At 60.8% G+C, this 24,707-nt stretch carries 20 protein-coding genes and 1 tRNA gene; 9 read left to right on the forward strand and 12 right to left on the reverse strand.

Annotated features, from left to right (window positions below; translation table 11 throughout):
* Positions 1-279: 279 nt before the first annotated feature.
* Entirely contained in the window at positions 280-3,750 is a 3,471-nt protein-coding gene (locus MRX98_RS10875; protein ID WP_246907261.1) for a response regulator, read from the forward strand.
* Complete coding sequence (locus tag MRX98_RS10880) at positions 3,747-4,793, forward strand: HD-GYP domain-containing protein (RefSeq protein WP_246907263.1); 1,047 nt, start codon at positions 3,747-3,749, stop codon at positions 4,791-4,793. Before MRX98_RS10875 ends, MRX98_RS10880 begins: the two co-directional genes overlap by 4 nt.
* A gap of 15 nt (positions 4,794-4,808) precedes the next feature.
* Here the strand turns inward: MRX98_RS10880 and MRX98_RS10885 are convergent, their stop codons facing one another.
* The 3 genes from MRX98_RS10885 to MRX98_RS10895 all read right to left on the reverse strand — a co-directional run bounded on the left by MRX98_RS10885 (position 4,809) and on the right by MRX98_RS10895 (position 7,831).
* On the reverse strand, positions 4,809-5,270 hold the full coding sequence (locus MRX98_RS10885; RefSeq protein WP_246907265.1) for a PaaI family thioesterase: 462 nt from the start codon (positions 5,268-5,270) through the stop codon (positions 4,809-4,811).
* Between the two features lie 259 nt (positions 5,271-5,529).
* Entirely contained in the window at positions 5,530-7,191 is a 1,662-nt protein-coding gene (locus MRX98_RS10890) for an aminotransferase class V-fold PLP-dependent enzyme (RefSeq protein ID WP_246907267.1), read from the reverse strand.
* Positions 7,192-7,429: 238 nt separating this feature from the next.
* Positions 7,430-7,831: a PaaI family thioesterase gene (locus tag MRX98_RS10895; RefSeq protein ID WP_246907269.1), complete on the reverse strand. Its 402-nt coding sequence runs from the start codon at positions 7,829-7,831 to the stop codon at positions 7,430-7,432.
* Between the two features lie 473 nt (positions 7,832-8,304).
* Here MRX98_RS10895 and MRX98_RS10900 point away from each other — a divergent pair, with 473 nt between their 5' ends.
* The 3 genes from MRX98_RS10900 (at position 8,305) to MRX98_RS10910 (ending at position 12,091) form a co-directional block, all read left to right on the forward strand.
* On the forward strand, positions 8,305-9,726 hold the full coding sequence (locus tag MRX98_RS10900; protein WP_246907271.1) for an alpha/beta hydrolase domain-containing protein: 1,422 nt from the start codon (positions 8,305-8,307) through the stop codon (positions 9,724-9,726).
* Between the two features lie 70 nt (positions 9,727-9,796).
* Positions 9,797-11,188 carry a hypothetical protein gene (locus MRX98_RS10905; protein ID WP_246907273.1) on the forward strand — a complete coding sequence of 464 codons (1,392 nt, stop codon included), beginning with the start codon at positions 9,797-9,799 and terminating at the stop codon, positions 11,186-11,188.
* A 240-nt stretch (positions 11,189-11,428) separates the two neighbouring features.
* A complete protein-coding gene (locus MRX98_RS10910; protein WP_246907275.1) occupies positions 11,429-12,091 on the forward strand; it encodes a hypothetical protein in 663 nt (220 codons plus the stop codon).
* Between the two features lie 41 nt (positions 12,092-12,132).
* Here the strand turns inward: MRX98_RS10910 and glsA are convergent, their stop codons facing one another.
* On the reverse strand, positions 12,133-13,089 hold the full coding sequence (gene glsA, locus MRX98_RS10915) for a glutaminase A (RefSeq protein WP_281432305.1): 957 nt from the start codon (positions 13,087-13,089) through the stop codon (positions 12,133-12,135).
* A gap of 254 nt (positions 13,090-13,343) precedes the next feature.
* On the opposite strand from glsA, the gene MRX98_RS10920 reads away from it, so the two are divergent.
* Together MRX98_RS10920 and MRX98_RS10925 are read left to right on the forward strand one after the other, a co-directional pair.
* Entirely contained in the window at positions 13,344-14,549 is a 1,206-nt protein-coding gene (locus tag MRX98_RS10920) for an inorganic phosphate transporter (RefSeq protein WP_246907290.1), read from the forward strand.
* A 13-nt stretch (positions 14,550-14,562) separates the two neighbouring features.
* Positions 14,563-15,231, forward strand: coding sequence for a TIGR00153 family protein (locus tag MRX98_RS10925; RefSeq protein WP_246907292.1), 669 nt, complete (start codon positions 14,563-14,565; stop codon positions 15,229-15,231).
* A 6-nt stretch (positions 15,232-15,237) separates the two neighbouring features.
* Here the strand turns inward: MRX98_RS10925 and MRX98_RS10930 are convergent, their stop codons facing one another.
* The 3 genes from MRX98_RS10930 to MRX98_RS10940 form a co-directional block, all read right to left on the reverse strand.
* Entirely contained in the window at positions 15,238-15,465 is a 228-nt protein-coding gene (locus tag MRX98_RS10930) for a hypothetical protein (RefSeq protein ID WP_246907294.1), read from the reverse strand.
* 15 nt (positions 15,466-15,480) lie between these two features.
* Complete coding sequence (locus MRX98_RS10935) at positions 15,481-17,379, reverse strand: peptidylprolyl isomerase (RefSeq protein WP_246907296.1); 1,899 nt, start codon at positions 17,377-17,379, stop codon at positions 15,481-15,483.
* A 225-nt stretch (positions 17,380-17,604) separates the two neighbouring features.
* Positions 17,605-17,680: transfer RNA gene (locus tag MRX98_RS10940), tRNA-Ala, on the reverse strand.
* A gap of 394 nt (positions 17,681-18,074) precedes the next feature.
* Between MRX98_RS10940 and MRX98_RS10945 the strand changes: the two genes are divergently transcribed.
* Both MRX98_RS10945 and MRX98_RS10950 read left to right on the forward strand, forming a co-directional pair.
* Complete coding sequence (locus tag MRX98_RS10945; protein WP_246907298.1) at positions 18,075-19,052, forward strand: CoA transferase subunit A; 978 nt, start codon at positions 18,075-18,077, stop codon at positions 19,050-19,052.
* A gap of 57 nt (positions 19,053-19,109) precedes the next feature.
* Entirely contained in the window at positions 19,110-19,877 is a 768-nt protein-coding gene (locus tag MRX98_RS10950) for a CoA-transferase subunit beta (protein ID WP_246907300.1), read from the forward strand.
* A gap of 71 nt (positions 19,878-19,948) precedes the next feature.
* Here the strand turns inward: MRX98_RS10950 and MRX98_RS10955 are convergent, their stop codons facing one another.
* The 5 genes from MRX98_RS10955 to MRX98_RS10975 all read right to left on the reverse strand — a co-directional run bounded on the left by MRX98_RS10955 (position 19,949) and on the right by MRX98_RS10975 (position 24,563).
* Positions 19,949-20,218: a Smr/MutS family protein gene (locus MRX98_RS10955; RefSeq protein ID WP_246907302.1), complete on the reverse strand. Its 270-nt coding sequence runs from the start codon at positions 20,216-20,218 to the stop codon at positions 19,949-19,951.
* A 162-nt stretch (positions 20,219-20,380) separates the two neighbouring features.
* Positions 20,381-21,463 (reverse strand): 4Fe-4S binding protein, encoded by a 1,083-nt coding sequence (locus MRX98_RS10960; RefSeq protein WP_246907304.1) that lies wholly within the window; start codon positions 21,461-21,463, stop codon positions 20,381-20,383.
* Positions 21,464-21,567: 104 nt separating this feature from the next.
* Entirely contained in the window at positions 21,568-22,542 is a 975-nt protein-coding gene (locus MRX98_RS10965; protein ID WP_246907306.1) for an NAD(P)H-dependent flavin oxidoreductase, read from the reverse strand.
* 112 nt (positions 22,543-22,654) lie between these two features.
* Entirely contained in the window at positions 22,655-24,058 is a 1,404-nt protein-coding gene (locus MRX98_RS10970; RefSeq protein ID WP_246907308.1) for a deoxyribodipyrimidine photo-lyase, read from the reverse strand.
* Positions 24,051-24,563, reverse strand: coding sequence for a GIY-YIG nuclease family protein (locus tag MRX98_RS10975; RefSeq protein ID WP_246907310.1), 513 nt, complete (start codon positions 24,561-24,563; stop codon positions 24,051-24,053). The genes MRX98_RS10970 and MRX98_RS10975 overlap by 8 nt, the downstream gene beginning before the upstream one ends.
* Positions 24,564-24,707 lie beyond the last annotated feature (144 nt).

Raw genomic sequence — 24,707 nt, forward strand, 5'->3', positions numbered from 1 at the left:
GCCGTGCCCAATAAGACCCGATCCTTTCGTATGGCCGCGGCATGCCGTACCCCTGCACACCCGGCCACCTTCGCCGGGCACGGCATGCCGTGCCCCTACAATTGGAAATCCAAACCCGAAAAAACACCCCAACCATCTCTAACCGACAGAATTCCTTCAACTTAAAACTTAAAACTTTAAACTTAAAACTGTTTTTCAAACCGATTATCCCACCCCCGGAAACCAAATTTGCGGTATACTATTTTTAACCACTCCCTGAATCGGATTGGAGAACCCACAATGCCGAATTGGAAAACCGGTCTCATCTGCTTCATCTGCTGGATGGCGCTGTTCATGGGGCACACCGGCCAACTGCACGCATGGGCCGCGGATGCACCACTCAAAATCGGCGTGCTGGCCATCCGCGGCACGCAGCAGTGCCTGGACAGCTGGACTCCCACGGCCGAATATCTCTCGGACAAAATCCCAGGCCGCACCTTCACCATCGTGCCCCTGAACCACGATGAGGTCTACGAACAGGTGGAAAAAGGGGAGGTGGACTTCATCCTCGCCAACTCGGCCATTTATGTGACCCTGGAGCAATGGTACGGCGCCAACCGCATCGTCACCATGAAAGAGACCCGCGGCGGCGAGGTGTTCACCAAGTACGGCAGCGTGATCTTCCGCCGCCGGGATCGAGCGGACATTCGCACCATAAAAGACCTCAAGGGCAAATCGTTCATGGCGGTCTCCGAATCTTCCCTGGGCGGGTGGCAGGCGACCTGGCGCGAACTGTTGGAGAACGGCATCGACCCCTACCGCGACTTTCACACCCTGCTTTTCGGCGAAATCCACGACAACGTCATCTACGCCGTCCGGGACGGGCTGGTGGACGCGGGAGCGGTGCGCACCAACACCCTGGAAACCCTCAGGGACGAAGGTCACCTCGATCTGTCCACATTCTACGTCTTCCCCCCGCTTCACGAAGCCCAACAAAACGCGCACTATTTGTACACCACCCGCGAATACCCCAATTGGCCCATGGCCAAGGTGCGCCACACCCCCGACGCCCTGGCCGAACAGGTGGCCGTGGCGCTCTTGCAGATGGTTTCCTATTCGCCGGCCGCCGCGTCCGCCGGCATCGCCGGCTGGACCGTTGCGCTGAACTACCAACCGGTCCACGACTGCCTGCGGACGCTGAAGATCGGCCCCTACAAGGATCTGGGCACCGTCACCTTCGCCGACGTGATGCGCAGCTACGGCCACTGGATCGCGGGCATCGGCCTCTTGTTCGTCGTCCTGTCGGTGTTTACCGGCGTGGTCCTCAATCTCAATCGCAAGGTGCAGGCGTCCCATGCCCGCTTAAAGGTCCAGATCGACCTGCACAAACAGAAAGACCGGGAACTGCAGAAGGCCAAAGAGGAAGCGGAATCGGCGACCCGCGCCAAAAGCGAATTTCTGGCCAACATGAGTCATGAGATCCGCACCCCCATGAACGGTGTGATCGGTGCGACGGAACTGGCCCTCGGCGAGGCGCTGCCGCCCAAGATCGAGCACTACCTGCGCATCATCCACGGCTCGGCCTACTCCCTGCTGGGCATCATCAACGACATCCTCGATTTCTCCAAAATCGAAGCCGGCAAGCTCGAGCTCAAAGAGCGGATCTTCCGGCTCAGTGAAATGCTGGACCGGGTCATGGAGCTGTTCGTCAACAAGGCGGGGGAAAAGGGCATCGAAATCCTGGTGGACATCGACCTGCAAACGCCCAAGGTGATCAAAGGGGACCCCTTGCGCCTGCAGCAGATCCTGACCAACCTGGTCAGCAATGCCGTCAAATTCACCGACAGCGGCGGCGTGATCCTGCTGTCGGTCAAGGAGGCGGATCAGCGGCCTCCGGGTGCCGCAACGGACGACCTTTTTCTCCTGTTTTCGGTGAAGGACACCGGCAGCGGCATCGCGCCCGAACACAAAGCCATCATCTTCGATCCCTTCAGCCAGGCCGACACCTCCTCGACCCGCAAATACGAGGGCACCGGCCTGGGCTTGAGCATCTGCAAGCAGCTGGTGACCATGATGGACGGCGACATCGCCGTGGAGAGCGAGCTGGGACGGGGCAGCACTTTCTTTTTCACGGTGCGCCTGCGGCGCCCCCCTGCCCAACCGGCACCGAACCTGGTGGTGCCGCCCGACATTCAGGGCCTGCATGCCCTGGTGGTCGACGACCTGGCCGACAGCCGCGCCATCATGCGCAAAATGTTGACCTCCCTCGGATTCGGCGTCGAAACCCTCTCTTCCGGCCAGGAGGCCCTCGCCCGCCTGAAGAACGACCTGCTGCGCAACAACCCCGTCGAATTGATAATGATGGATTGGAAAATGCCCGGCATGGACGGCATCACCACGTCACGGCAAATCCGGCAGCAATTGGGGCTGACCACGCCCATCATCATGATGACCGCCTTCGGCAAGGAAGAAGAACGGACCGCCGCGGAACAGGCCGGCATCAACGGCTTCCTGGTCAAGCCCATTTATCCGTCCACCCTCTTCGACGCCATCATGGACGCCTTCGGCAAAGAGGGGGCCAAGGGCAACGGGCGGCGCCACCGCTTCACCACCCGGGCCTCCTTGTACCGCGAACCGCTCAAGGGCATCCGGGTCCTGGTAGCCGAGGACAACCCGACCAATCAACAGGTGGCCCAAGCCGTGCTGGAAGGCGCGGACATCAAAGTCACCATCGTGGGCAACGGCGAAGAAGCGGTCCGGGCCGTTGCCGAAAAGGCCTTCGACGCCGTGCTGATGGACATCCAGATGCCCAAAATGAACGGCTACGAAGCCACCCGCCAAATCCGCCGCCTGCCCCAAGGCGCATCGCTGCCCATCGTGGCCATGACGGCCCATGCCATGAAAGGCGACGAGGAGAAGTGTCTGGAGGCGGGCATGGATGGCTACATCGCCAAACCGGTCAATCAGGATCGCCTGTTCGCCACCCTCTGGCGCCTGCTGCGCACCCGTACCCCGTCGGGCGCCATTTTGCCGGATGCCGATCCAACGATGGATGAAACCGCCCCACTCAACGGTCCAGCGCCCCCCGACCCTATCGACGAGAGGCTTGCCGCACCTGCGGCGGGCCCCCGGGCCCGCTGCCTGCCCCCGCATCTGCCGGGCATCGACATCTGTCGCACCCTGGCGTCGCTGGAGATCGACAGCCCCACCCTGGAACGCATCCTGATCGGTTTCGAAGCGGACAACCGGGAAACCGCGCAGCAGCTCCGCCAAGCCCTGACAAACCGCGATGCGCAACAACTGGTCCACCTGGCCCATGGCCTCAAGGGAAGCGGTGCCAACATCGGCGCCGAACGCCTGCGCCGGGCGGCGGAGGCCCTTGAAACCGCCTGCCGCGAATCGTTTCCGGTGGAGGGCGCCCTCTCCGAAATCGAAGCGCTGGTGGCCGATCTGGAAACGGCCTTGCAGGAGGTGCGCGATTCGATCCAATCCCTGTCGCAAACGGCCAATGAAGAATGCGCCAGACCTTTGGCCGTCGCCTCCGACATCGATATCGCGCCGCTGCTGACGCCCCTGGCCGAGGCCATCGACCGTGCCGACCCGGAGCAGATCGCCGAGGCCCTGGCGGCCCTGCAAAACGCACTGCCCCAAGCCCCCCACCCCCTGCACTGCCGGATCAACACTCTAGCAAACCAGTTGCGCCGCTACGATTACGAGCAAGCATTGGAAACGATACGGCAAATGAACCGGAAGGAACGGAGCGCCCCATGAGTGAAACACGGCCGTTGGTGCTGATTGTCGACGACAACACCACCAACATCGATCTGTTGGTCAACACCCTGCAATCGGAATGCCGCCTGGGCGTCGCCAAGAACGGCGCCGCTGCATTGGCCTATGCGGCCAAACATCACCCGGACCTTGTGCTGCTGGACATCATGATGCCGGAGATGGACGGTTTCGAAGTGTGCGCCCGGTTGAAGGCCGATCCGGCCACGGCATCCATCCCCGTCATTTTCATCACGGCGGTCACCGAAACCGTCAACAAGACCCACGGCTTCGAACTGGGCGCAGTGGATTACATCACCAAGCCCTTTCACGCCGCGGAAGTGAAGGCCAGGGTACGCACCCATCTCGCCTTGGAGCAGATGCGATCCGAACTGGAAGCGCACAACCGTCTGCTGGAACACAAGGTGAAGGAGAAAACCGCCGAAATACGTGAGATTCTGGATGCCAGCATCCGTAGCATGGCGCTGATGGTCGAAATCCGCGATCCCTACACCGCGGGCCACCAACAGCGGGTCGCCGAATTGGCCTGCGCCATCGCCGCCAAAATGGAAATGACGCCCACGGACATCGAAGGCATTCGCATTGCCGGGCTACTGCACGATGTGGGCAAGATCCGCATTCCCGTCGCCATCCTCAGCCGGGCCGGCCAACTCATGCCGGCCGAATTCGAGATGCTCAAGATCCACCCCCGGGTCAGCTACGACATCCTCAAGGACATCCCCTTTCCCTGGCCCGTGGCCCAAATGGTACTGCAACACCACGAACGGCTGGACGGTTCGGGCTATCCCCAGGGGATCTCCGGCGATGCCATCATTGCCGAGGCCAAAGTGCTGGCCGTGGCCGACGTCATGGAGGCCAACAGCTCGTTTCGCCCTTACCGCCCCGCGCGCGGCACCGCAGCGGCCCTTGAGCGCCTGGCGGAGCAAAAAGGCACGAAACTCGACGCCGAGGCCGTATCCGCCTGCGAGGAACTGTTCGCAACAGGAGAATTCAGCTTTCAAGACGACAGTGGTAATGACACGACCTAAAAAGAGGGGACGTCCTTACTCTTCGAAACGCACCCCTTCGATCCGGGTGTCCCGGGCGATTTTGAAAGTGGAGCGAAAGGATAGAACCGCCCGGCCCTCTTCGTCGTAAACCGTGGCCTCGCCTTCGAGCAGGCGGCCGTCGCGTTTGACGACCCGGGCCTCGGCGGTCACCACCCCCTGCTTGACGGGCGCCAGATAACGGGCATCCAGCGCGATGGTGGCGAAGTGCGATTGGGGCGCGATAATGCTCTTGATGGCCATGACCACCGCGGTGTCGGCCAAACTGACCAGTGCGCCGCCGTGCATCAGCCCGGCGCCCTGGGCGAAATCGATCAAAAAGGGCATCCGCAGCACCGCCTTGCCGTCGGCGGCTTCAGCAATCTGCATGTTGAGCAATCGCTCAAAAGGCGCGCAACTGATCCAGGCGGGCATTTCAAAGCGGTGCGGGCCGGTCGGTTGTTTCTCCCGTTCGGACATGAGGGTTTTCCTTTTGTAAAGCAATGTGTCACGGATGACGGGTGGGTGCGGATCGGGCCTTATCGGGCACGGCGTGCCGTGCCCCTGCGGGTGGATAGGGTCCTATCGGGCACGGCGTGCCGTGCCCCTACAGGTAAGTAGAAGGCACGATGCATGGTAGAACCCATCCGCTCGTTTACCTATAACCCATAAAATCGATATAATTCATTAACTTAAAACTTTAAACTTTAAACTTAAAACTGCCCGCAAGGGCCCTAAATCAGGCATCCATAGCGCCCGACCACCCCGGATCGCATTCCGCCACACCGGCGATGCGTTGGCGATAGATCTGTTCCTGTTCGTCCAGCACGGCCTCCAGGATCTCCGGCGTGGTCCGCGGATTCATAATCACCGACCGCAGCACCACGGTGTCGGGCCGTCCGGCGCGTCGCAGGGTGGTGCGGGAGACGAAACTGTTGCCCGCCTCGCGCTGCAGCCGCTGCAATTGCACGTTGATCCGGTTGAGGGCTTCCGTGCGCCGCGCCAGGGCCTCTGCCGACATCCCTTTGCCGGTATCCCGATATTCCTCGGGCACTAGGCGGTAAGTCAGGATGTTGAGCTCCGGCGCCGTGACCAGCTCGAACATGGGCCGCCGCCGAATCAGCGCGGCGAATTTGCGCGCCGTTTCGATGCCGTGGTCGATGAGCAGGGCATAGCCCCCCGCGCCCATGATGTCCAGCGCGCTGCCCAGCACCAGGGCCGTGGCGGAGCGCGACCCCACCAGGGAGCGAATCCCCAGGTCGACGGAACCGGGCCGGTTGATGTAGTTGGCGTGATAGGCCACGGCATCCATGGCGGCGGGGTCCCGGAAATAGACCATGCCATTGCTCATGGGCAGGTAGAACTGCTTGTGGCCGTCGATGGTCACCGAATCGGCCTTTTCGATACCCTGCAGCAGACCGCCGTACCGTTGCGACAGCAGCACGGGTCCGCCCCAGGCGGCATCCACGTGAAAATGCACACCGTATTCGCGGCACAGGTCCGCGATGGCGCCGAGGGGGTCCACGGTCCCGGTCTCCGTCGTGCCGGCGATGCCGATCACGGCCAGCACCGCCGTTTCCGGATCCCGGCGCAGGGCCGCCAGGGTGTCGCGCAGGGCCGGGATCGACATGCGGTTGTTTTGATCCACGGCGATGGGCACCACCGCGCTGTTGCCCAAACCCAGCACGCCGGCCGCCTTGCGGATGGAGTAGTGGCACAATTCGGAAACCAGCACCCGCACCCGACGTATGCCGCGGTCGCCCATGGCGGCGGCCAGGCCCTCCTGCTCCACCCCGGCCATCCCCGCCGAAGGCGGGAACAGCCGATTGCGCGCCACCCACAGCGCGGTCAGGTTGGCCAATGTGCCGTCCTCCACGAAGGAGCCCAGGGTGCTTTCCGGCTTTTGCACATGCGCCTGGTAGAACGCCTCGTCCCTATTAAAAATCAGTCGATGCACCTTGGCCAGCACCTGCCGTTCGTAAACACTGACCACCTTGGAGGTTTCCAGCTTCACCGGGTTCTGATTCAAGGCGGTGACAATGGTGTTCAGGTGCACCATGAAAAAGGGGATGGCGGAGGTCATGTGCCCCACGAAATAGGGCGACGAGACATTGACGGCGTGGGGGGCGAGCTCCTCGATGATTTCGGAGATCACCTCGGTCAGCTTCTTGACCGGACTGTGGGCGATCCGTGACGACATGAACCGCTCGGACAGGGTCTTGAGGGGGATCTCCTCGGTGATGCCCACGTTTTCGCGCAGAAAATCGTGCAGACCGAACAGAATCTGGTTCATGTACTTGGTGAGCACCATCCGGGAATGCTCGTTCTCCGGCCGATGGAAAATGCGCTCCAGGGCCTCCTGGTTTGCCACCAAGGGCTGCCGGGTTTCACCCTGTTGCATCCCAGCCTGACCCGTCGCTGCCATCCGCTCGCGCCCCCCGTCCGATCCCTGTTTCACCACAATCGCCATACCTTTCTTTAGCACCTCCTAACCGTGGCTGTTTGCCGCCACCGAACATCGTTGCATATAACAGCGGCATCCGGTGGTCAAACCCGTAATGGCGTCCGGTCCATTTTTCCGATCGGCTGCAGGCCGCTTTACCGTCGCTTCGCCACTCAATGAATATGGTAATGCAGCATCACGGCAGGTCGAGTCGTGCCTTCTTTCGGTACACCATGCCCTGGAAGATGGCCACCTCGTCGTCCCTCTCGTCACTGATGCGAATGGTGTAGGCGGCGATCTTGGGAATGCGCGACACCTCCTTGGCCTCGGCCGTCAGAGTGCCGCCGGAAACCGCCTTGAAAAAGGAGATGCTCACATTGAGGGCCACCGCCATGGTGCCGTGGGAGTTGGAGGCCACGGCGAACACCAGGTCGGCCAGGGCGAAAATGGCCGCCCCGTGCACAATCCCCATGGCGTTCAAATGGTGCGGCGCAATGGTCAGGCACGCCTTGGCCCGGCCCTCGGCCGCCTCCAGCAGTTCGATCCCCACGTGATTGGCGAAGCGATCCTTGTCGAAAAAGTCTTGCATGAAAGCCATCCCGATCCTCCTCCCGTTGTCGCGGCATGCCGCCGCCGATCTGTTGTGTGAAAAACGTATCCGTTTCCGCGCCCGAGGACAACCCGCGCACCCCGCTCCTAATGTTCGATATTGCCGTACATTGGCTTATAATATTCTATTGCCAGAACATCCACAATTCATTAGGATACAAACATTGCTCTCCCTTTTCAAAGCGAAAGCGCAATCCGGGTACCACTACTGCCTCTCCTCTCGCCCTGATGCTCCTGCCGGCACGGCTGTTTGATCACACCAGCGATCCGCCCCCAAAGCGATAATGTGCGTCCTCAATTCCGGATACGGGCCATCGTTGGTCATGCGGCGCAATCCGCTCATCGATACGCGCTTTCACCTTGCAGCCCGCAAAGGAGGTGGTGCCCGAATACCAATCTTCCCGTGCGCGACGGTCCAGGTTCATTCAACGATCAAAACCCGCAACACAAAGGAGATGAGCGATGAAAAAAGTATTTCTGCTGATGGCGGTCACCCTATTCTCATTGACCTGCCTTTCCTTCGCCGCGACCGATGTGCCCAACCCGACGGTCATCGGTCCGATCCCCGCCAGCGTCGAGCCCGGCGACCCGCTGCGCGACTATCCCTATTTCACACCCGCGGAAGACCTGGCCGACTTCGGCTATGTGGAGGAGGAGTTCTTCATATCGGGTTTTGCCAACCGCTATGGCACCCCGACCGGTGCCACGGGCAGCATCATTTCCAGCGATCATCCCTACAAAACCCGCATCGTCGTGCGCCGGCCCGTTTCCAGCAAACGGTTCAACGGCGTGGTGGTTCTGGAGTGGCAGAACGTCACCGCCGGATACGAGCTGGATGCCCACTGGGCCCCCTCATGGGAGCACTTCGTGCGGGAGGGCTACGCCTGGGTGGGGGTTTCCGCCCAGCGGGTGGGCGTGCATGCCGAACCCAACGGCCTCAAGGCATGGAGTCCACACCGCTACGGCGATCTCGATTTGACCGACGACGGGACCATCCTCGATGATTCCCTTTGCTATGATGTATTCGCCCAGGCCGGCCAGGCGATCCGCCATCCCCGGGGCATCAATCCCATGGGCAACCTCCGGGTGAAGCTGGTCCTCGCGGTGGGCGCCTCCCAATCGGCCGGTCGGCTCTCCATCTATTACAATTCCATCCAACCTCTGCACAACCTGTTCGAAGGCTACTACCTGCTCGTCGGCGGCGCGGGCCTGCGCACCGATCTCGGCGTGAAGGTGTTTCAATATCTTTCCGAAACCGATTTGCGAGGCGGTCCGGCGCGCCGCATGGCCGACAGCGACCATTTCCGCAGCTGGGAAGTGGCGGGCACCGGTCACTCCACCCACGACAGTGCGGTATACCGCGACCCTCTGGTCATCAGGGATTTCGGCGAACCCCAATGGCCCCCCGATTGCGACCTGCCGCCCTACACCCGCACCCGCGGCAGCAACGTCATCAACATCCAGTACGACCACCTGGTGCGCTGGGTGCTGAAGGATATCCCGCCGCCCACCGCCCCCAAGCTGGAGTTCGAATCCCTCGCCCCGCCAATCTTCGCACGGGATGAACTGGGCCTCGCGAAAGGCGGCATCCGCCTGCCGGAGGTGGAAGTGCCCATCGCCCTGAACACCGGCATCAATTCAGGCGCCACTTTCTGCGTGCTGTATGGCGCCTATCAGCCCTTCGACGACGACACCCTGCGCGACCTTTACCGCAACCACGGGCAATATGTGAGCGCCGTCGCCCACTCGGCCAAACGCAACCTCAAGGCCGGTTACATCCGGCCGGAGGCCGCGGTGGAGTACAAAGTGGAAGCCGCCTTTGCCGATGTGCCGCCGAAGAAAACCAAACCGCACGGCAAAAACAAAGGCAAAGGCACCAAATAAACCGAGGGGAGTCCGGATATCACGCCGCCATCGGCGGCGCATCCACCCACAATGAAGGAGAAGACGAATCATGCATATGCTTAAAAAAGGGCGCACCGCCCTCATCGTTTCTTTGGGGCTGCTGATCGCGCTGCTCTGTTTCGCGACCACCGCACCGGCCAAGAAGCTACACCCGAAACGCACCTTGCCTTTCAACCCGGTCATCTTCGTGCACGGCAGCTCCGGCTCGGCCAGCCAGTTCGAATCCCAGGCCATGCGCTTTGCCGTCAACGGCTACCCGCAGCACTATCTGCAGGCCCACGAATATGACTCCACCTTTTCCATCAACACCATGGCCCAGGTGCATGCAGGGCTGGACGACCTGATCGCCGCCATCCTGCAGGCAACGGGCGCCGATCAGGTGGACCTGATGGGCCACTCCCTGGGCACCTATGTGTTGCAGCTCTACCTGGCCACACCGGAACGAGCGGCACTGGTGGGCCACTACGTGAATATCGACGGCGCCATTGCCCCCGAACTCCCCGGCGGCGTGCCCACCCTGGCCCTGTGGGCCGAGCACGGCACGCCGGGCCGTGAAATCGTGGGCGCCGAAAACGTCTGGCTGGCCGGACAAACCCATGTGCAGGCCGCCACCTCCGCCGAGGCGTTCCATGCCATGTTCACCTTCCTGGCGGACGAGGCGCCCCGCACCACCATGATCATGCCCGATTTCAAGGGGCACATCTCAATCGCCGGCCGGGCGGTGATCTTCCCCCAGAACAATGGCGTGGACGGCGCTGTGCTGGAAATTCACGAAATCAGCGGCTTCACCGGCCAACGCATCAAACGCCGCCCTGCGGCGGTGTACGATATCGATGCCGACGGCAACTGGGGCCCCTTCAGGGCCAAGGCCGGGCGCAACTATGAATTCGTGCTGGTGCGCGAAGGCCAGGAGCACCATTTCTACCGCCAACCGTTCATCCGCGACAACCACTTCGTGCGCCTGCTGGCCTCGCCGCTGGGCGGCGGGGTAGGCGAACAGATGGACCGCGACGACGGCCAGAGCAACCTGGTGATCCAGCGCGACAAGGAGTCCCTGGGCGACCAGGGGGTGAACAACACCATCCTGGCGGTCAACGGCGTCAACATCGTCAATGCCGCCACTTGCCCCATCGCCAACCGGACCACCTCTTTCTTCGTTTACGACCTGTATTCGGACACGGAGAGCGATGTGGACACACCCATTCCTTATTATCATGCGCTGCCGTTCATCACCGGCGTCGACCTCTATCTACCGGCGGCCGATCCCCCCGACGACCGCATCCGCCTGACCCTGATGGACCGGGGCGGAAACGGCACGCTGCAAATCATCAACGTGCCCAACTGGCCCTCCACGTCCCACCGCATCTCGGTCCATTTCAGCGACTTCGCCCAATGGGACACCATTCCCACCGCCGACTGCGGCTTATCCTTGAAACCATAGCCGGACCCCGCGACGCCCACCCCGGGCCGCGTAACCCGGCCCATCCAAAACCGCCCCTGACCGCCGCTGCGGTCAGGGGCGGCGCTATTTCCGACCCCGCCTTGTAAACTTTTCGGAGCCCGATTCGATCTTATTCACTAAGCGCGCGCACTCGACCGGCTTTCCGGGCCGCAGGAAAAGGCACCGGGACGGCAATTATGCAAGGCACCATCAACCCCAAAGAAGATGCGCGAGGACCCCATGAGAAACAGACGCCTGCTCATATTGATGCTGACTATAATGATACCGGCCCTTTACGCCTGCGGTGGCGGCGGACATCACCACGACGACGGTCCGCCACCCTCCTATGCAGCCGATATCTTGAGCGATCAATTTTCAGATGGCGATATCGCCTACTATCCCGCCGATAATTATTACGATATCACCCAAGGCCCGGATGTCCTCTTCTTCGGCATTGATGACGATGTTTGGGATAATCCACCCGAATATCGCGCATTCCTGGATTTCCCCCTGGACGGCGCCACCGGCTACGACGCGGTTCCGTCCGGCGCGCGCATCCTGTCCGCCACGCTGGAGATCTTCATCGATACGGTGGAATTCGACGCCACCGTGCCCACGTTGATCGAGCTGGTGAGCTACACAAGCGGCTCCCTCCAGGCGTACGACTTCTCTTCCGAACCCCTGGCGGAAATTTCTCTGTCGTTGGATTTCTTCAGGAGTGATGTGGACAACTACGTGTCCATCGATGTTACCCCCCTGATGCGCGAAGCCCAACGCCTCGGCCTTTTGGACTTACAGTTGCGCTTCGTTCTGGACTACGAGGCGATCTATGGTTTCGTGGGCATTCAGGATCCACCGACCCTCGCCATCAGGGCGCCGCTGCTGTCGGTAGTCTATGAATAATCGCGTTGAGCCGGAACCCTGAGGGGGACGATAACAACGGGTCAGAAGATACTCAAATCCAATTCCGCCGACAGCCTTTCCAACAGCTTCCAGCCGGCAAGGCTGTTGCCTTTGGCATCCAGTGCCGGCCCCAGCACCGCGACACCAAGACGCCCGGGAGAGACGGCCATGATGCCGCCGCCGACACCGCTTTTGCCCGGCATGCCCACATCCACGGCGAATTCACCGGACGCATCGTACATGCCGCAGGTGGTCATCACCGCCTTTACCATCCGTGCGATTTTACTGTCGAAAAGCCGCTGCCCGGAGAAGGGCGAACGGCCGTCTCCGGCCAGCACGGCGCCCATGCAGGCCACATCGCCGCAGGTCACCGCCACCGAACAGAGACGAAAGTAGGCATCCAGCAGTTCTTCCACATCCCCGTCGATGATCCCGGTACTTTTCATGAAGTAGGCCAGGGACCGGTTCCGGTCGCCGGTACGCTTTTCGGAACGATACACCGCCTCGTTCACCACCAGCGTATCGTTGCCGGCCATATCCCCGATCATGGAGAGAATTCGCTGGAACTTGTCTTCGATGGTGGTGCCCCGAACCATGGTGATGGCGGCGATGGCCCCGGAATTGATCATGGGGTTCAACGGCCGCTGCTCGTTCTTGGTCTCCAGGTTGACGATGGAGTTGAAGCCGTCGGCGGTGGGTGCCACACTGATCTTGCGCGGCAAGGTGTCGAATGCGTTGTCCCGCAGCGCACAGATGAAAGTGGCCACCTTGGAAATGCTCTGCAAGGTAAAGGGCGCCCGCCAATCCCCTGCTTCCCACCTACGCCCCTGCAAGTCGCAGACGGCGACACCCAGCAAGCCGGGATTCTGCTTGGCCAATTCGGGTATATAGGTCGCCACCCGTCCCTGCCTGCACCAGTGCCGGTTCTCGGCAACCAGTTCCGTCAATAGTTGGACTATGCGGTCCTTTGTATCGAATGATGGTCGGTGGTCATTCATATCAACGTTTTCCCATGATCGACGTTGTCAGGTCAAGGAATGAAGCGCGTTTAATTTTTTAAGTTCGGTAGAATATCTAAACCAAAAACTCTTGACACTTAAAAATATTTTTCACCATATTTGACCGCTGACCCGACCCGTGATATCAACGGCACGGTTTCAATGGGGGCTACGAACTTAAACGGAACGGCCCGGATACAGCAATCGCGACACCATCAACGGTCAGGTATTCCATGCCCGGCGAATATATAATCTTGGTTGTCAGCTATGCCTTCGGTTTTTACATGGCTTGGAACATCGGCGCCAACGACGTGGCCAATTCCATGGCTTCGGCGGTGGGCGCCAAGGCCATCACGGCCCGCCAGGCCGTCTTCATCGCCTCAATCCTGATCATCGTCGGCGCCACCTTGATCGGCTCACACGTCACCGACACCATTCGCAAGGGCATTGTTTCCACGGAGGTTCTCAACAATCCCCGCCTGGCCTTGATCGGCGCCATGTCGGCCCTGCTCTCCGCGGCCTTGTGGGTTTCCTTCGCCACATGGAAATCGTTGCCGGTCTCCACCACCCACTCCATCGTCGGCGCCATGATCGGCTTCGGCATCATGGCCGGCGGATTTCAGGCGATTCAGTGGGGCAAGCTTACGGCGGTGGTGATGAGTTGGATCATTTCCCCCCTCTTCAGCCTGATCATCAGCTTCCTTTTGTTCAAGGTCATCGTTCGCTCGATCCTTTCACGCACCGACACCTTTCGCGCGGCCTTGCGCCTTTCCCCTTTTTTCATCGGCATCGCCTGCTTTGTCGTGGTATTGTCCTTTCTGTTTAAAACACCGTTGGGCAAGCGTTTGGCCATCGGCGATCCCATGGCCGTTGCAGCGGCTTTGATCATCGCCGCTGCCGTCGGCTTGACGGGCAAGTGGTTGATTGCAAGATTCATGATCGGCAAGAACAACCCGGACGGCGAGGATATTTTTCGCCGCATCCAGATCGGCACATCCTGTTACATGGCCCTCGCCCTGGGCGCCAATGACGTGGCCAATGCCATCGGACCGCTGACGGCCATCTATTTCCTGGTCAAAACCGGCACTTTGGGCGAACAGGTACCCGTGCCGATGTTTCTGCTTTTTTTCGGCGGCATCGGCATCGCCATCGGGGTGTGGGTGGCCGGCGCCCGTGTCATGGCGACCGTCGGCACCAAAATCACCACCTTGACCAACACCCGCGGGTTCTCGGTGGATTTCGCCGCCGCCACCACCGTGTTGATCGCCTCTAAGTTCGGGCTACCCGTATCCACCACCCATGCGGCGGTGGGCGGTGTTATGGGGGTGGGTTTGGCCCGCGGAATCGAAGCCGTGAACTTTCGAATCGTTCTGCAGATCGCGCTTTTCTGGGTCTTGACCGTTCCCGCGGCGGCCATCACCAGTATGTTGATCTATCAGTTTCTGACCCTCATTCTATAATAAGGAGCGTGTTATGCGGTTGCCGTTCTTCTCGATGTTTATCACCTCCCCTTTCGAAGGGTTGCAGGAGCACGCGGAAAAGGTGCAGGATTGCACCTGGGCGTTCCAGGAGGCGATCGAGTGCCACATCTCCCATCGCTGTCAACGGTTCGAAGACCTGCGCCAGGAGGTGATCCGCCTGGAAAGCGAGGCCGATGCCATCAAGCGGAGGATCCGGGGCCATCTGCCCATCGGCACCCTGTTGCCGGTGAGCAAATTTCAACTCTTTCGCTATTTGCGCGAGCAGGACGGGGTTTTGGATGCGGTGGAAGATGCGCTGGACTGGATTTCCTACCGTGCGGAGGCCGGCATCCCGCCTGAAGTGGAGAAGGATTTCCTGTTGCTGGTGGATGCGGTGATCGATCCCATCGAGGAGTTGAGCAAGATGGTCGCCGAGGCGCGCAAGTATTTTCGCAACTACAACGAAAAACAACGCCTGCTGGTCAAACAGATCATCCGCAACCTGCGTCAACAAGAGCACGAGGCGGACAAGATCGAAGACGACATCAAGCGCATCATGTTCACCGCCAGCACCGATGCCGTCACGGTCTACCACATGGTCCGTCTGGCGGAAATCATTGGCTCCATTGCCGACCACGCCGAAAATGCAGGGGACATGATGCGGGCCATGCTGGCCAAATAAATCGTGCTAAAAAAAGGCCCATTTGACATAAAGGGCCAGGAAGAGCCACAATGCGATGCAAACGATGTAGCCCCGCCAATTGGTCAGCCGATCGGCCATGCCGTGATCGTTAACGGGGCCCAGGCGCACCTTGCAAGAAGGGCACGCCTTGGCCTCCAATGGCACATAGGCGTAGCATTCGGGACATTTCTTACTGACATACTTACCTTTTGCAACCGGCGGGCGTCGAGCCATCGCACTCTCCTCGGGCTACTGAATCAGCTGCGTCTCGATCTCAATACGTCCGCGGGATCGCAAGTCAGCCAACCATTGTTGAAACACATTCTCTTTTTTGCGCTCCGGCAACTGCTCCAGAAGATTCTCTTTCTCGGTGACAAATTGCGTATCATCGGGCCGTTTGCGATCCTTCAGCCGAACCACATACCACCCTTCGGTTCCTTCAAAAACCGATTCGGGCAACGGTTGTTCCGGCCGCAGGGCAAAAGCGGCTTGCAGGATATCAGGCTGGTAGCCGATTTCGGGGATGGTGCCGCCCCGTTTGAAAAAGCCGGTCTCGATGGTTTCCAGTTCATGCTCGGCGGCCACCTCGCTCAACGGCTTTCCCTCCTGCAGGGCGGCCAGGGCCGCTTCGGCTACCGCTTTGGCGTGCGCGTTGCGCAGTTGGCGCGTCACATCCGCCTCGACTTTTTCGCGCACCGTTTCCAGCGGCGGTACGGTTGCCGCGATTGTCTCGGTGACTTGCAGCAGAAAATAGCCCTCTTCCACCTCAATGGGTTCGCTGATGCCCATGACGTCCAAATCGAAAGCCGCCTCCACTAAAGGACGGCCGTTGGCGACCCCTTCGAAGGCCCGATCACGGGTGGTGAAGAAATCGGTGACGCCGTAAGTCAATTGACGGGATTGGGCAGCGGCTGTCAGGTCGTCGCCGTCGAAGGTGTTGTCATAAATCTCCTCGGCCTTGGCGCGGGCCAAGCTGCGAGCCTCCTGTGCCACAAGTCGCTCCCGAATGGTGGCCGCCGCATCCTCAATGCTCTGATGTTCGGCTTCGTTGACCTTTTCCACCTTGATAATGTGCCACCCAAAACGCGTTCGGACCGGTTCGCTGACCTCTCCGGGGGACATGGCGAAGGCGCGATCAGCAAAGGGTTTGACCATCTCTTCCCTTTTGAAAGCCCCCAAGTATCCGCCCTGATCACGGCTGGGGCCTTCGGAATACTCCCGGGCCAATGCTTCGAAGGACTGCCCCTCCTGTGTTGCCAGACCATAAACCATCCGGGCCTTTTCCTCCTGCTCGCCCACGGTTTGAGCATCGGCGTCCTCTTCAAGGCGCAACAGGATGTGGCGGGCCTCCACTGTTTTCTCCACCCTGAATTCCGCGGCATTTTCCTGATAGTACTGGGCGATACGATCTTCGGCAATCGACACCTGGTCCCGGAAACCGGCCGGATCCAAATGGACGTAAACCGCCTTCACCTTGGGATCGGTGCGATACTGTTCAGGATTTTCCTCGAAGTAGGCTGCAATTTCTTCCTCGGTGGGCTTGACATCCGGATGGCGTTCGTAACTGAACAGCAGCGCTTCCAGGTTGGCCTCGGCATGGTACCAATCGAACCACTCCCGCGCTTCGGCTTCGGACACGGTGACCCCTTCCAGCACGAGGCGCCGCAACTTGTCGATCATTAAATCTTCACGATATATGGTTCTGAAATCGGAGGTCGTCATCCGGTTTTGAGCCAGTATGAAGCCGGCGCGCTCTTCGTCGAACCCGTGTTCTCCCTGAAATGCGGGTATGGCCAGGATGGCCTGGTCCAACTGGTTGTCCGGAATCTGAATGTTGAGCCGGCGCGCCTCCTGCAGCATTACGGCCCGGTCGATCAACTGATCCAGCGCCTGTTGATTGAGGCGCAAACTTTGCAGGGTCTGTTCGTCCATCTGCGCGCCGTAGGCACGACGGTACTGTTCGCGCAATCGATTGAAATTCTCGCGATAGGCGGCATAGGAAATGGGTTCTCCATTGACCACGGCCACCGGATTCTCCTGGGCGGTGTCGAAGCCCCCCACCCCCCAAAAGGCAAAGACCACCACAATGGCAAACAGGATGATTTTGATCATCCAGCTGCGTGCCTGCCGACGCATAATACTGAGCATAACTGTTCCTCTCTTGCGTTTCATTGCCCCGGAAAGGGGTCAGAATCATCTGAACTTACTGATATAGGTTGTTTTACCCTGTTTTGTCAATCACTCCGTCCATGTCGTTTTCCATCCACGGCACGGTACCGGCGGCGGTTCGCGTCGCATATGGTGCAGGGTGACGGGGGCACAAAAACCGAAAGGGCGTCTCCGGATTGCGGAAACGCCCTTTTTAGACGGATTTGGTGGAGCTGAGGGGGATCGAACCCCTGACCTCATGACTGCCAGTCATGCGCTCTCCCAGCTGAGCTACAGCCCCGAGCAGTGAAACGGCTACCTAACAAACTGACCGACACCTGTCAACGGGAAAATGCAAATAAACAGCAATTCCGAACCTGCGTCGCCGCCCTTCACCTTTTCATCCACCCATTGTCCGGCCCTTCGAATGCCAATGGCTGCCGCGGAAGGCGTGCGACGTACGGAAAAGCGGATCGGCAGCAATGGAAATGAACCATATTCAGTTCCCATAGTCCTGTAAATATAATAAGTCGCTTGACAAAAGAAGGTGCGGCCGATAATTGCTGAATTTTATCAGCGACGATTGCAGTAAACGCCGAAGATGGTAACGGACCACTTTCAGAAATGCCGCACGGATTTCAACGACAGGACATCAGCAGCGGATCGAACATGGACCAGCGAAAGGCAAACGCTTCATGAACCCAGGCTCTGAAAAAGTCATCTCAATGCGGGAGGCCGTCGATCGCTTTGTGCCCGACGGCGCCCACCTTTCCATCGGCGGTTTCACCGTCAACCGCAATCCCATGGCGGCGGTGTACGAAATCATCCGCCAGAAAAAGACGGGCCTTCACCTTTACGCCCACTCCAACGGTCAAGGGGTGGACGAACTGATCGGCGGCGGATGTGTCGCCCGGTTGGAAATCGCCTATGCCGGCAGCGGCCGTTTCGCCCCCACCTGTGTCCGCTTTCGCAAGGCGGTGCAATCGGGGCGACTGCAAGTCGAAGACTATTCCAATTATCAAATGACCATGCGGTTCGCCGCCGGCGCCATGGGGGTACCCTTTCTGCCGGTCCGCTCCGGCATGGGCACGGACCTGGTCAATCGCTGGGGCTTCACCCCCGAGATGCGGCAGTCGGATGAGCGTTTGCCCGACCTGAAACTGGCCGCCCTCGACAATCCTTTCGGCAACTGGGCGGACGCCCCCAACGTCCTGCTGGTGCCGGCCATTCGCCCGGATGTGACCATCATCCATGTGCAGAGCGCCGACCGGGCCGGTACGGTACGCATCGAGGGGCTGCCCTTCACCGATATCGAACAGGCCAAGGCCGCCCGGCGGGTGATCGTCACCTGCGAGGAATTGGTGCCCACCGAGACACTGCGCGAGCACCCCGAATACAACCAGCTGCCCTTTTTCTGCGTGGACGCCGTGGTACATGTGCCCCACGGTGCATTCCCCACCGCCTGCTATCGCCATTACGACTACGACCCGGCCTTTTTGAATCAATACAGGGAATGGGCCTTGGACGAAGAGCGCCACGCCCGATACTTGCAGCGTTACATTAAAGACACTCCGGATCATCAAGCTTTCATGGCGCTGCAGGACCCGGCGCAACTGGGCCGCATCAAGGCCGATCCACGCACGGGCTACGCCGTCGGGCTGGACCGCCGTTGACCACCACCAAGGATGTCAGCAAACAGACATGAACCCACAAACCCAGCGGATTTGAATATGACCTACTCTGCACGTGAAATGATGGCCGTGGTCGCGGCCCGGGAAATCAAGGACGGGGATATCGTCTTCTGCGGCACCGGCATCTCCATGCTGGCCGCCATGGCGGCCAAACACATCAGCGCCCCCAACAGCGTGATCTTTTTCGAAACCGGCGCCATCGACGCCCAGCTCGAAGAGGTGCCCATGGCCGTGGGCGATCCACGGGTGATGCTCGGCGCCGCGGTGCATGGCAGTCTGGCCGACGCCTTCGCCTTCATGCAGAACCGCACCACCGGCGAGCACGTGGTGGGCATTCTGGGCGCGGCCCAGATCGATCCATACGGCAATCTGAACTCCACCTCACTGGGCGACTACAACGCGCCTCGGGTGCGCTTTTCCGGCAGCGGCGGGGCCTGCGACGTGGGTTCCTTCGTGGGGCGGACCATCCTGTTCATGCAGCAGGAGACACGCAAGTTCGTGCCCCGTCTGGACTACCTCACCTGCCCCGGTTTCCTCGACGGCGGCAACGGCCGGGAACGGGCCGGTCTGCCCCACGGCGGCCCGGAGGTGGTGATCACCAACATGGCCACCTTCCGTTTCGACGCCGACACCCGCCACATGTACCTGGCCGGCTGCTATCCCGGTGTAACGCCCGATCAGGTGCTCGAGCGCATGGGTTTTGCGGTGCCCGTCGACCGCGCCCGGCCGGTCCTCCCGCCCGACGACCGGGAGCTGGGCATCCTGCGCAACAAATGCGATCCGCAGCGGTTGATTCTGGGCGACTAACACTTCGAGGCCCAATACGGACGGATAAGGGCCGACACCGCCGGCACGAACCGCGACGGCGTCGGCCCTCTTCACTTGCCGACCAGAGAGACCAGGGTGGCGCCCCATCCGCCGGCTTCGGGCGGCGCGTCCGCGAAACCGCCCACCAGCGGATGCTTGGCAAGCAGCGACCGCACCCGCGCCTTCTGCATTCCCGTCCCTTTGCCATGGATCACCCGCACGGCGAAAATGCCCTTCTCGTGACAGGCGGACAAATAATCGTCCAACAAGTCGGGCAACTCCTTGGGATTGAAGGTGTGCAGGTCCAACACGCCGTCGATGGGTACCTCAATGGGCTTCATATACAAACTCCTGAGCGTCCCCTTCGCATCGCAACGCCCTGAACTTCCTGTTCCTGCAGGATGGACGGTGCGCCTTGCCGAGCCACCGCCCAGCGAAAAGCGGTCGGCGATGATGAGAATGATGAAAATGAAAATCGTCTTGGCCGAGGTGGATGATGGCGCTCATCCACCGACACCGCTTTTCATGGCTGCCCTGAGGGCTTTGCCGTCTTTGGGAGGCGCGGGGATATCGGTGCGATTGTGCATGCTGATGGCCTCCTCCGGGCATCCGGTGGCACACACGGCACACCCGAAGCAGCGGTCCAGATCCACAACCGGCACGCTCTCCGGCCCCATCTCCAGGGCATCGGCCGGACAGCGGTCGAGACAGGTTTCACAAGCGACGCAACGCTCGGCGTCGAAGTGCGGCGCGAAGCCGGAGCTGAAGGCCAAGCCGGGCTTGGGCTTGGCCAGGGCGCGGGTCACGGCCACGCAGTGCCAACGGTCGCAGTTGCATATGAAGCCGATGTCGTCGGCCATATTGGTGCTCATGTGGATCAGCCCGGCCGCTTCGGCCCGTTCGAGCACCTCCCGCGCTTCGGCCTTACTCACTTGGCGTCCGTTCAAGCGCTCGACGGCGAACTGCGCCCCCAGGCCGAACTGCATGCACACATCGTCGGGCATGTCGTGGGTCTCCTCGCCCCGCAGGCGGGCCGCGTGGCGGCAAAAACAGGTGGTGACGGCAATGGCATCGTACTTGTCGATGTAGGCTTGCACCTGGTCGTAGGTGTGAACCCGGTTGCCCACGGCTACGGTGCGGGCGACGGTGATCACGCGGTTGGTGGGAAAGGTCGGCTTGTCGATGTGGGAGCGCGCATCGAAAGCCTTTTTATAGTCGTAAATGAGCCTGGCCAAACGCTTGTCCCGCTCTGTGGCACGCCCGGGCATGAATTGAAATTCGAGGATGCCCGGCATGAAACGGGCGCTTTGGTAATAAACGGTGTCGCCCATGCGCACCGCCATGCAGAGTCCTTTATCGGCCATGGCTTCCAGGATCGGCTCGATTTGCGCCACGGGCCGGCCCATCTGCTTGGCCAGGTCGGCGGCCGCGAAGGGTCCCCGGGGCATGGCGTTGTTCACCTCGGCCTCGGAAGGTGTGAACATCTCCTCCACCATGACGAAGAATTCAGGAATATCCATCCCGGAAAAGTCGCCGCCGCGTTTTTGCATCACGCTGAGCAGTTCGCGATAAACAGGATCGGTCATCAGAAGGCTCCTTTTTCAGTCGCTTCAAGGCGTCTGCAGTTGAAGGTCACTCGCTCGATTTGAGTTGATATTCCCCTTTTTCCGCGCGGCTGCAAGCAGCGCATTCAGCCCAAAAATTTGGTCAGGCGTTCTTTGATGATCGCTTCGGCCTCGGCCATGATCCGGTCGATGAGTTCCCGGCAGGTGGGGATGTCGTGGATCAGGCCGGCCACCATGCCGCAGGACCAGACACCGGTCTCGGTCTTGCCCTCCATCATGATTTTGGGATAAACCCCGGCCACCTCCTCGATGATGTCCTCGAACTTGATCTCCTGGCCGAGGCGCGTCTCTTTTTCCAGCAGGCGTTTGACGGCGTCGTTGTACATCACCCGCTCGGTGTTGCGCAGGGGCCGCATCACCAGCCGCGTGTCCAGCTCACTGGCCGCCACGATGGCGTTTTTCACGTTCTCGTGCACCGGCGCCTCTCGAGTGGCGATGAAGCGGGTGCCCATGTTGATGCCGTCCGCCCCCAGGGCCAAACCGGCCACCAGGCTGCGGCCATCGGCCATGCCACCGGAAGCCACGAACGGAATCTTCAGCTCCTCGGCGGCCCGCGGCAGCAGGATCATGTTGGGAATGTCGTCCTCGCCCGGGTGGCCGCCGCACTCGAAGCCGTCCACCGACACCGCATCGCAGCCGATTTTTTCGGCCTTGAGCGAGTGGCGCACCGATGTGCACTTGTGGATCACCTTGATGCCGGCGGCGTGCAAAGGCGGCAAATAGGGCTCTGGATTGCGGCCCGCCGTCTCCACGATCTTCACCCCGCCCTCCACGATGGCGCGGATATAACCCGGGTAGTCCGGCGGTTGCAACGCGGGCAGAAAGGTGAGATTCACGCCGAACGGCTTGTCGGTCATCTCGCGGCAGCGGGCGATCTCCTTGGCCAGATTCTCGGGTGTTTTTTGCGTCAAGGCGGTGATGATCCCCAGGCCGCCGGCATTGGACACGGCCGCGGCCAACTCGGCGAAGCCGACATAGTGCATCCCCCCTTGGATGATCGGGTGTTGGATGCCGAACAGTTCGGTGATGCGTGTTTTCATGCGTGAACGCTCCTTGGTTCGGTTGAAGGTGGACAACGATATCAAAATATCATAGCAAAGAATCGACCCGGGTGACCAACCTCTTTTTACCGGATGCCCATCGGTGGTCCGCTCATGCCATTCGGCTTTCCACCTTGCGCACATAGCCTTCGATGTCGCACTTGCGCTCCAGCCCGGCGGCGGCCATGTACCGCAGCTTGCCGAATACGGGGCGCTCGGCCCAGGCGCGGTCGTGCACACCGAACACCCAGGCGACACCGGCATAGGAGTTGGGATCCCGGCCATCGATGAAATACCGATTGTTGAGCATCAGGGCGGTGGCAAAGGCGGACGCCGGATCGGGGCACCACTCCAATATCTTTTTGCCCCAGTACATGCGCATGTAATTGTGCATGAATCCGGTGCCGCGCATCTCCTGCATGGCCGCATTCCAGTAGCGGTCGTGGGTGCGTGCGTTCTCCAGTTGCGCCGGGGTGTACAGGTAGGGCCGCGGATCGTCGCGATGGGCCGCCAACGTCCGTCGCGCCCACTCCGGAATGCAGGTGTAAGCATCGTAATCAGGGGTGTGATGCACGAAATTGCACGCCAACTCGCGCCGCACCACCAACTGTTCCAGGAAGGCATCGATCTGCCCGTCGAGGGCAACGGAAGCCCGTCGCCGTGTCAGCGCCATGGCCACCCGCAGCGGAGAAATCTGACCGAAATGCAGATAGGGGCTCAGATGGGAGACATCATCGGTCTGGGGCTGGTTGCCATGGGCCGTGTATTGCGCCAGGCCGTTGCGAATGAAGTGCTGCAAGCGTTTTTCCGCCTCGCGTGCACCGCCCACGAAAAACCGGTCGGCCGGCACAACCCTCTCGTCGACACCCGGCACCGGGCTCAAGTCATCCAGCGACACCGGTGCCAACGCCTTGGACATTCGCGGCACCCCGCCGGTGCGGCGCAGGGCCACGGTGGGCACCGGCTTTAGGAAGCCCGCCAGGTGGCGTCGGATTTTGGGTCGGATGGTGCGCGCCGCATATTCCGCCTTGTCGCTGACCAGATCCACGGGCACCACCACATCGCTCTCCACCTGAACGACCGCACAACGCGCCTGATCGGCGACCTCCCGCCGCCATTGCTTCTGATGGCGCAGGTAACCCCGGTCGCACACCACGGCCGCGGCCTTGTGTGCGGCGTTCAAGGCGACCTCGGGCGGATGCCCGATCACCACGGCCAACCGAACGCCCGATTTGGCCAGATCGTCCCGGACCTCGCGCAATCCTTCAAGCATGAAACGGTAATGACGCTGGTTGGCCTCCGGGTAATCCGGGGTCAAACCGAAAACCACTAGAAGCGGCAGTGCGCAATGATTGGCCATTGCCACTGCGCAGGTCAACGCATGATTGTCTTGGGCCCGCTGGGATTGCTGCATCCAGTAGAGAATGAAGTCGCCGCCGCGCAGGGGTTGGTCGTTGAGCACCTGGATACGTGCCGGCGCGATGGGGTGCGGAAAGGCGAGGGCCGATTCAAACATTCGTCGAGCTCCCGGCGCGATGGGGCGTTTTGGGTCGCTGCTTGACAATCTCCTTTAACGGCGCTGCAACCACATCGAAGCCCAGTTTGGCCCTCAGCAAGATCCGGCCCGGCCGGCGCGTGAAATGGATCAAGTGGGAAAGGCAACGGCAATCGGAGCAGCCGAACCCGCGCACCGCTGTTCCGGCCTCCGGGCCCTCGGTCAGCGCCGCGGCCCAATCATGCTCCCGAACAGGGGGGCCGATCGCCATCCACGCCGCGACCACCTTGGCTGCGGTACGCAGGTGGTCAATGTGCCAGTGGGCCTTGACCAGTGGTTGCAAATGACGTCCCAAGCGCGCAGCCAGCCCGCCCGGTCCGAAAGCGCTTCCCGCATAGACATACCAACCACGGTCGAATACCATGGGTCCTAAACGGCCCACCTGAATGGTCCTGGAACCGGGCAAGAACAGGATCAGCAGGTAGCTGCCTTTGGCATCCGGCAATGAATCGTGCAGTTTGCTCATTCGAAGTGCCCTATCCTTGCGCCGCCCCCGACGCGCCGATGGATGAAACCCGCACACCTCTTGTCCGCTGCCGGTCGCCGGAGAGGGTACCACGACCCTATGGATAGTCCCTCGATCTTCGGCCACCCCCCCGCCCCATTTGAA

The sequence above is a fragment of the Desulfatitalea alkaliphila genome, assembly GCF_022968795.1.
Taxonomy (GTDB): Bacteria; Desulfobacterota; Desulfobacteria; order Desulfobacterales; family Desulfosarcinaceae; genus Desulfatitalea; species Desulfatitalea alkaliphila.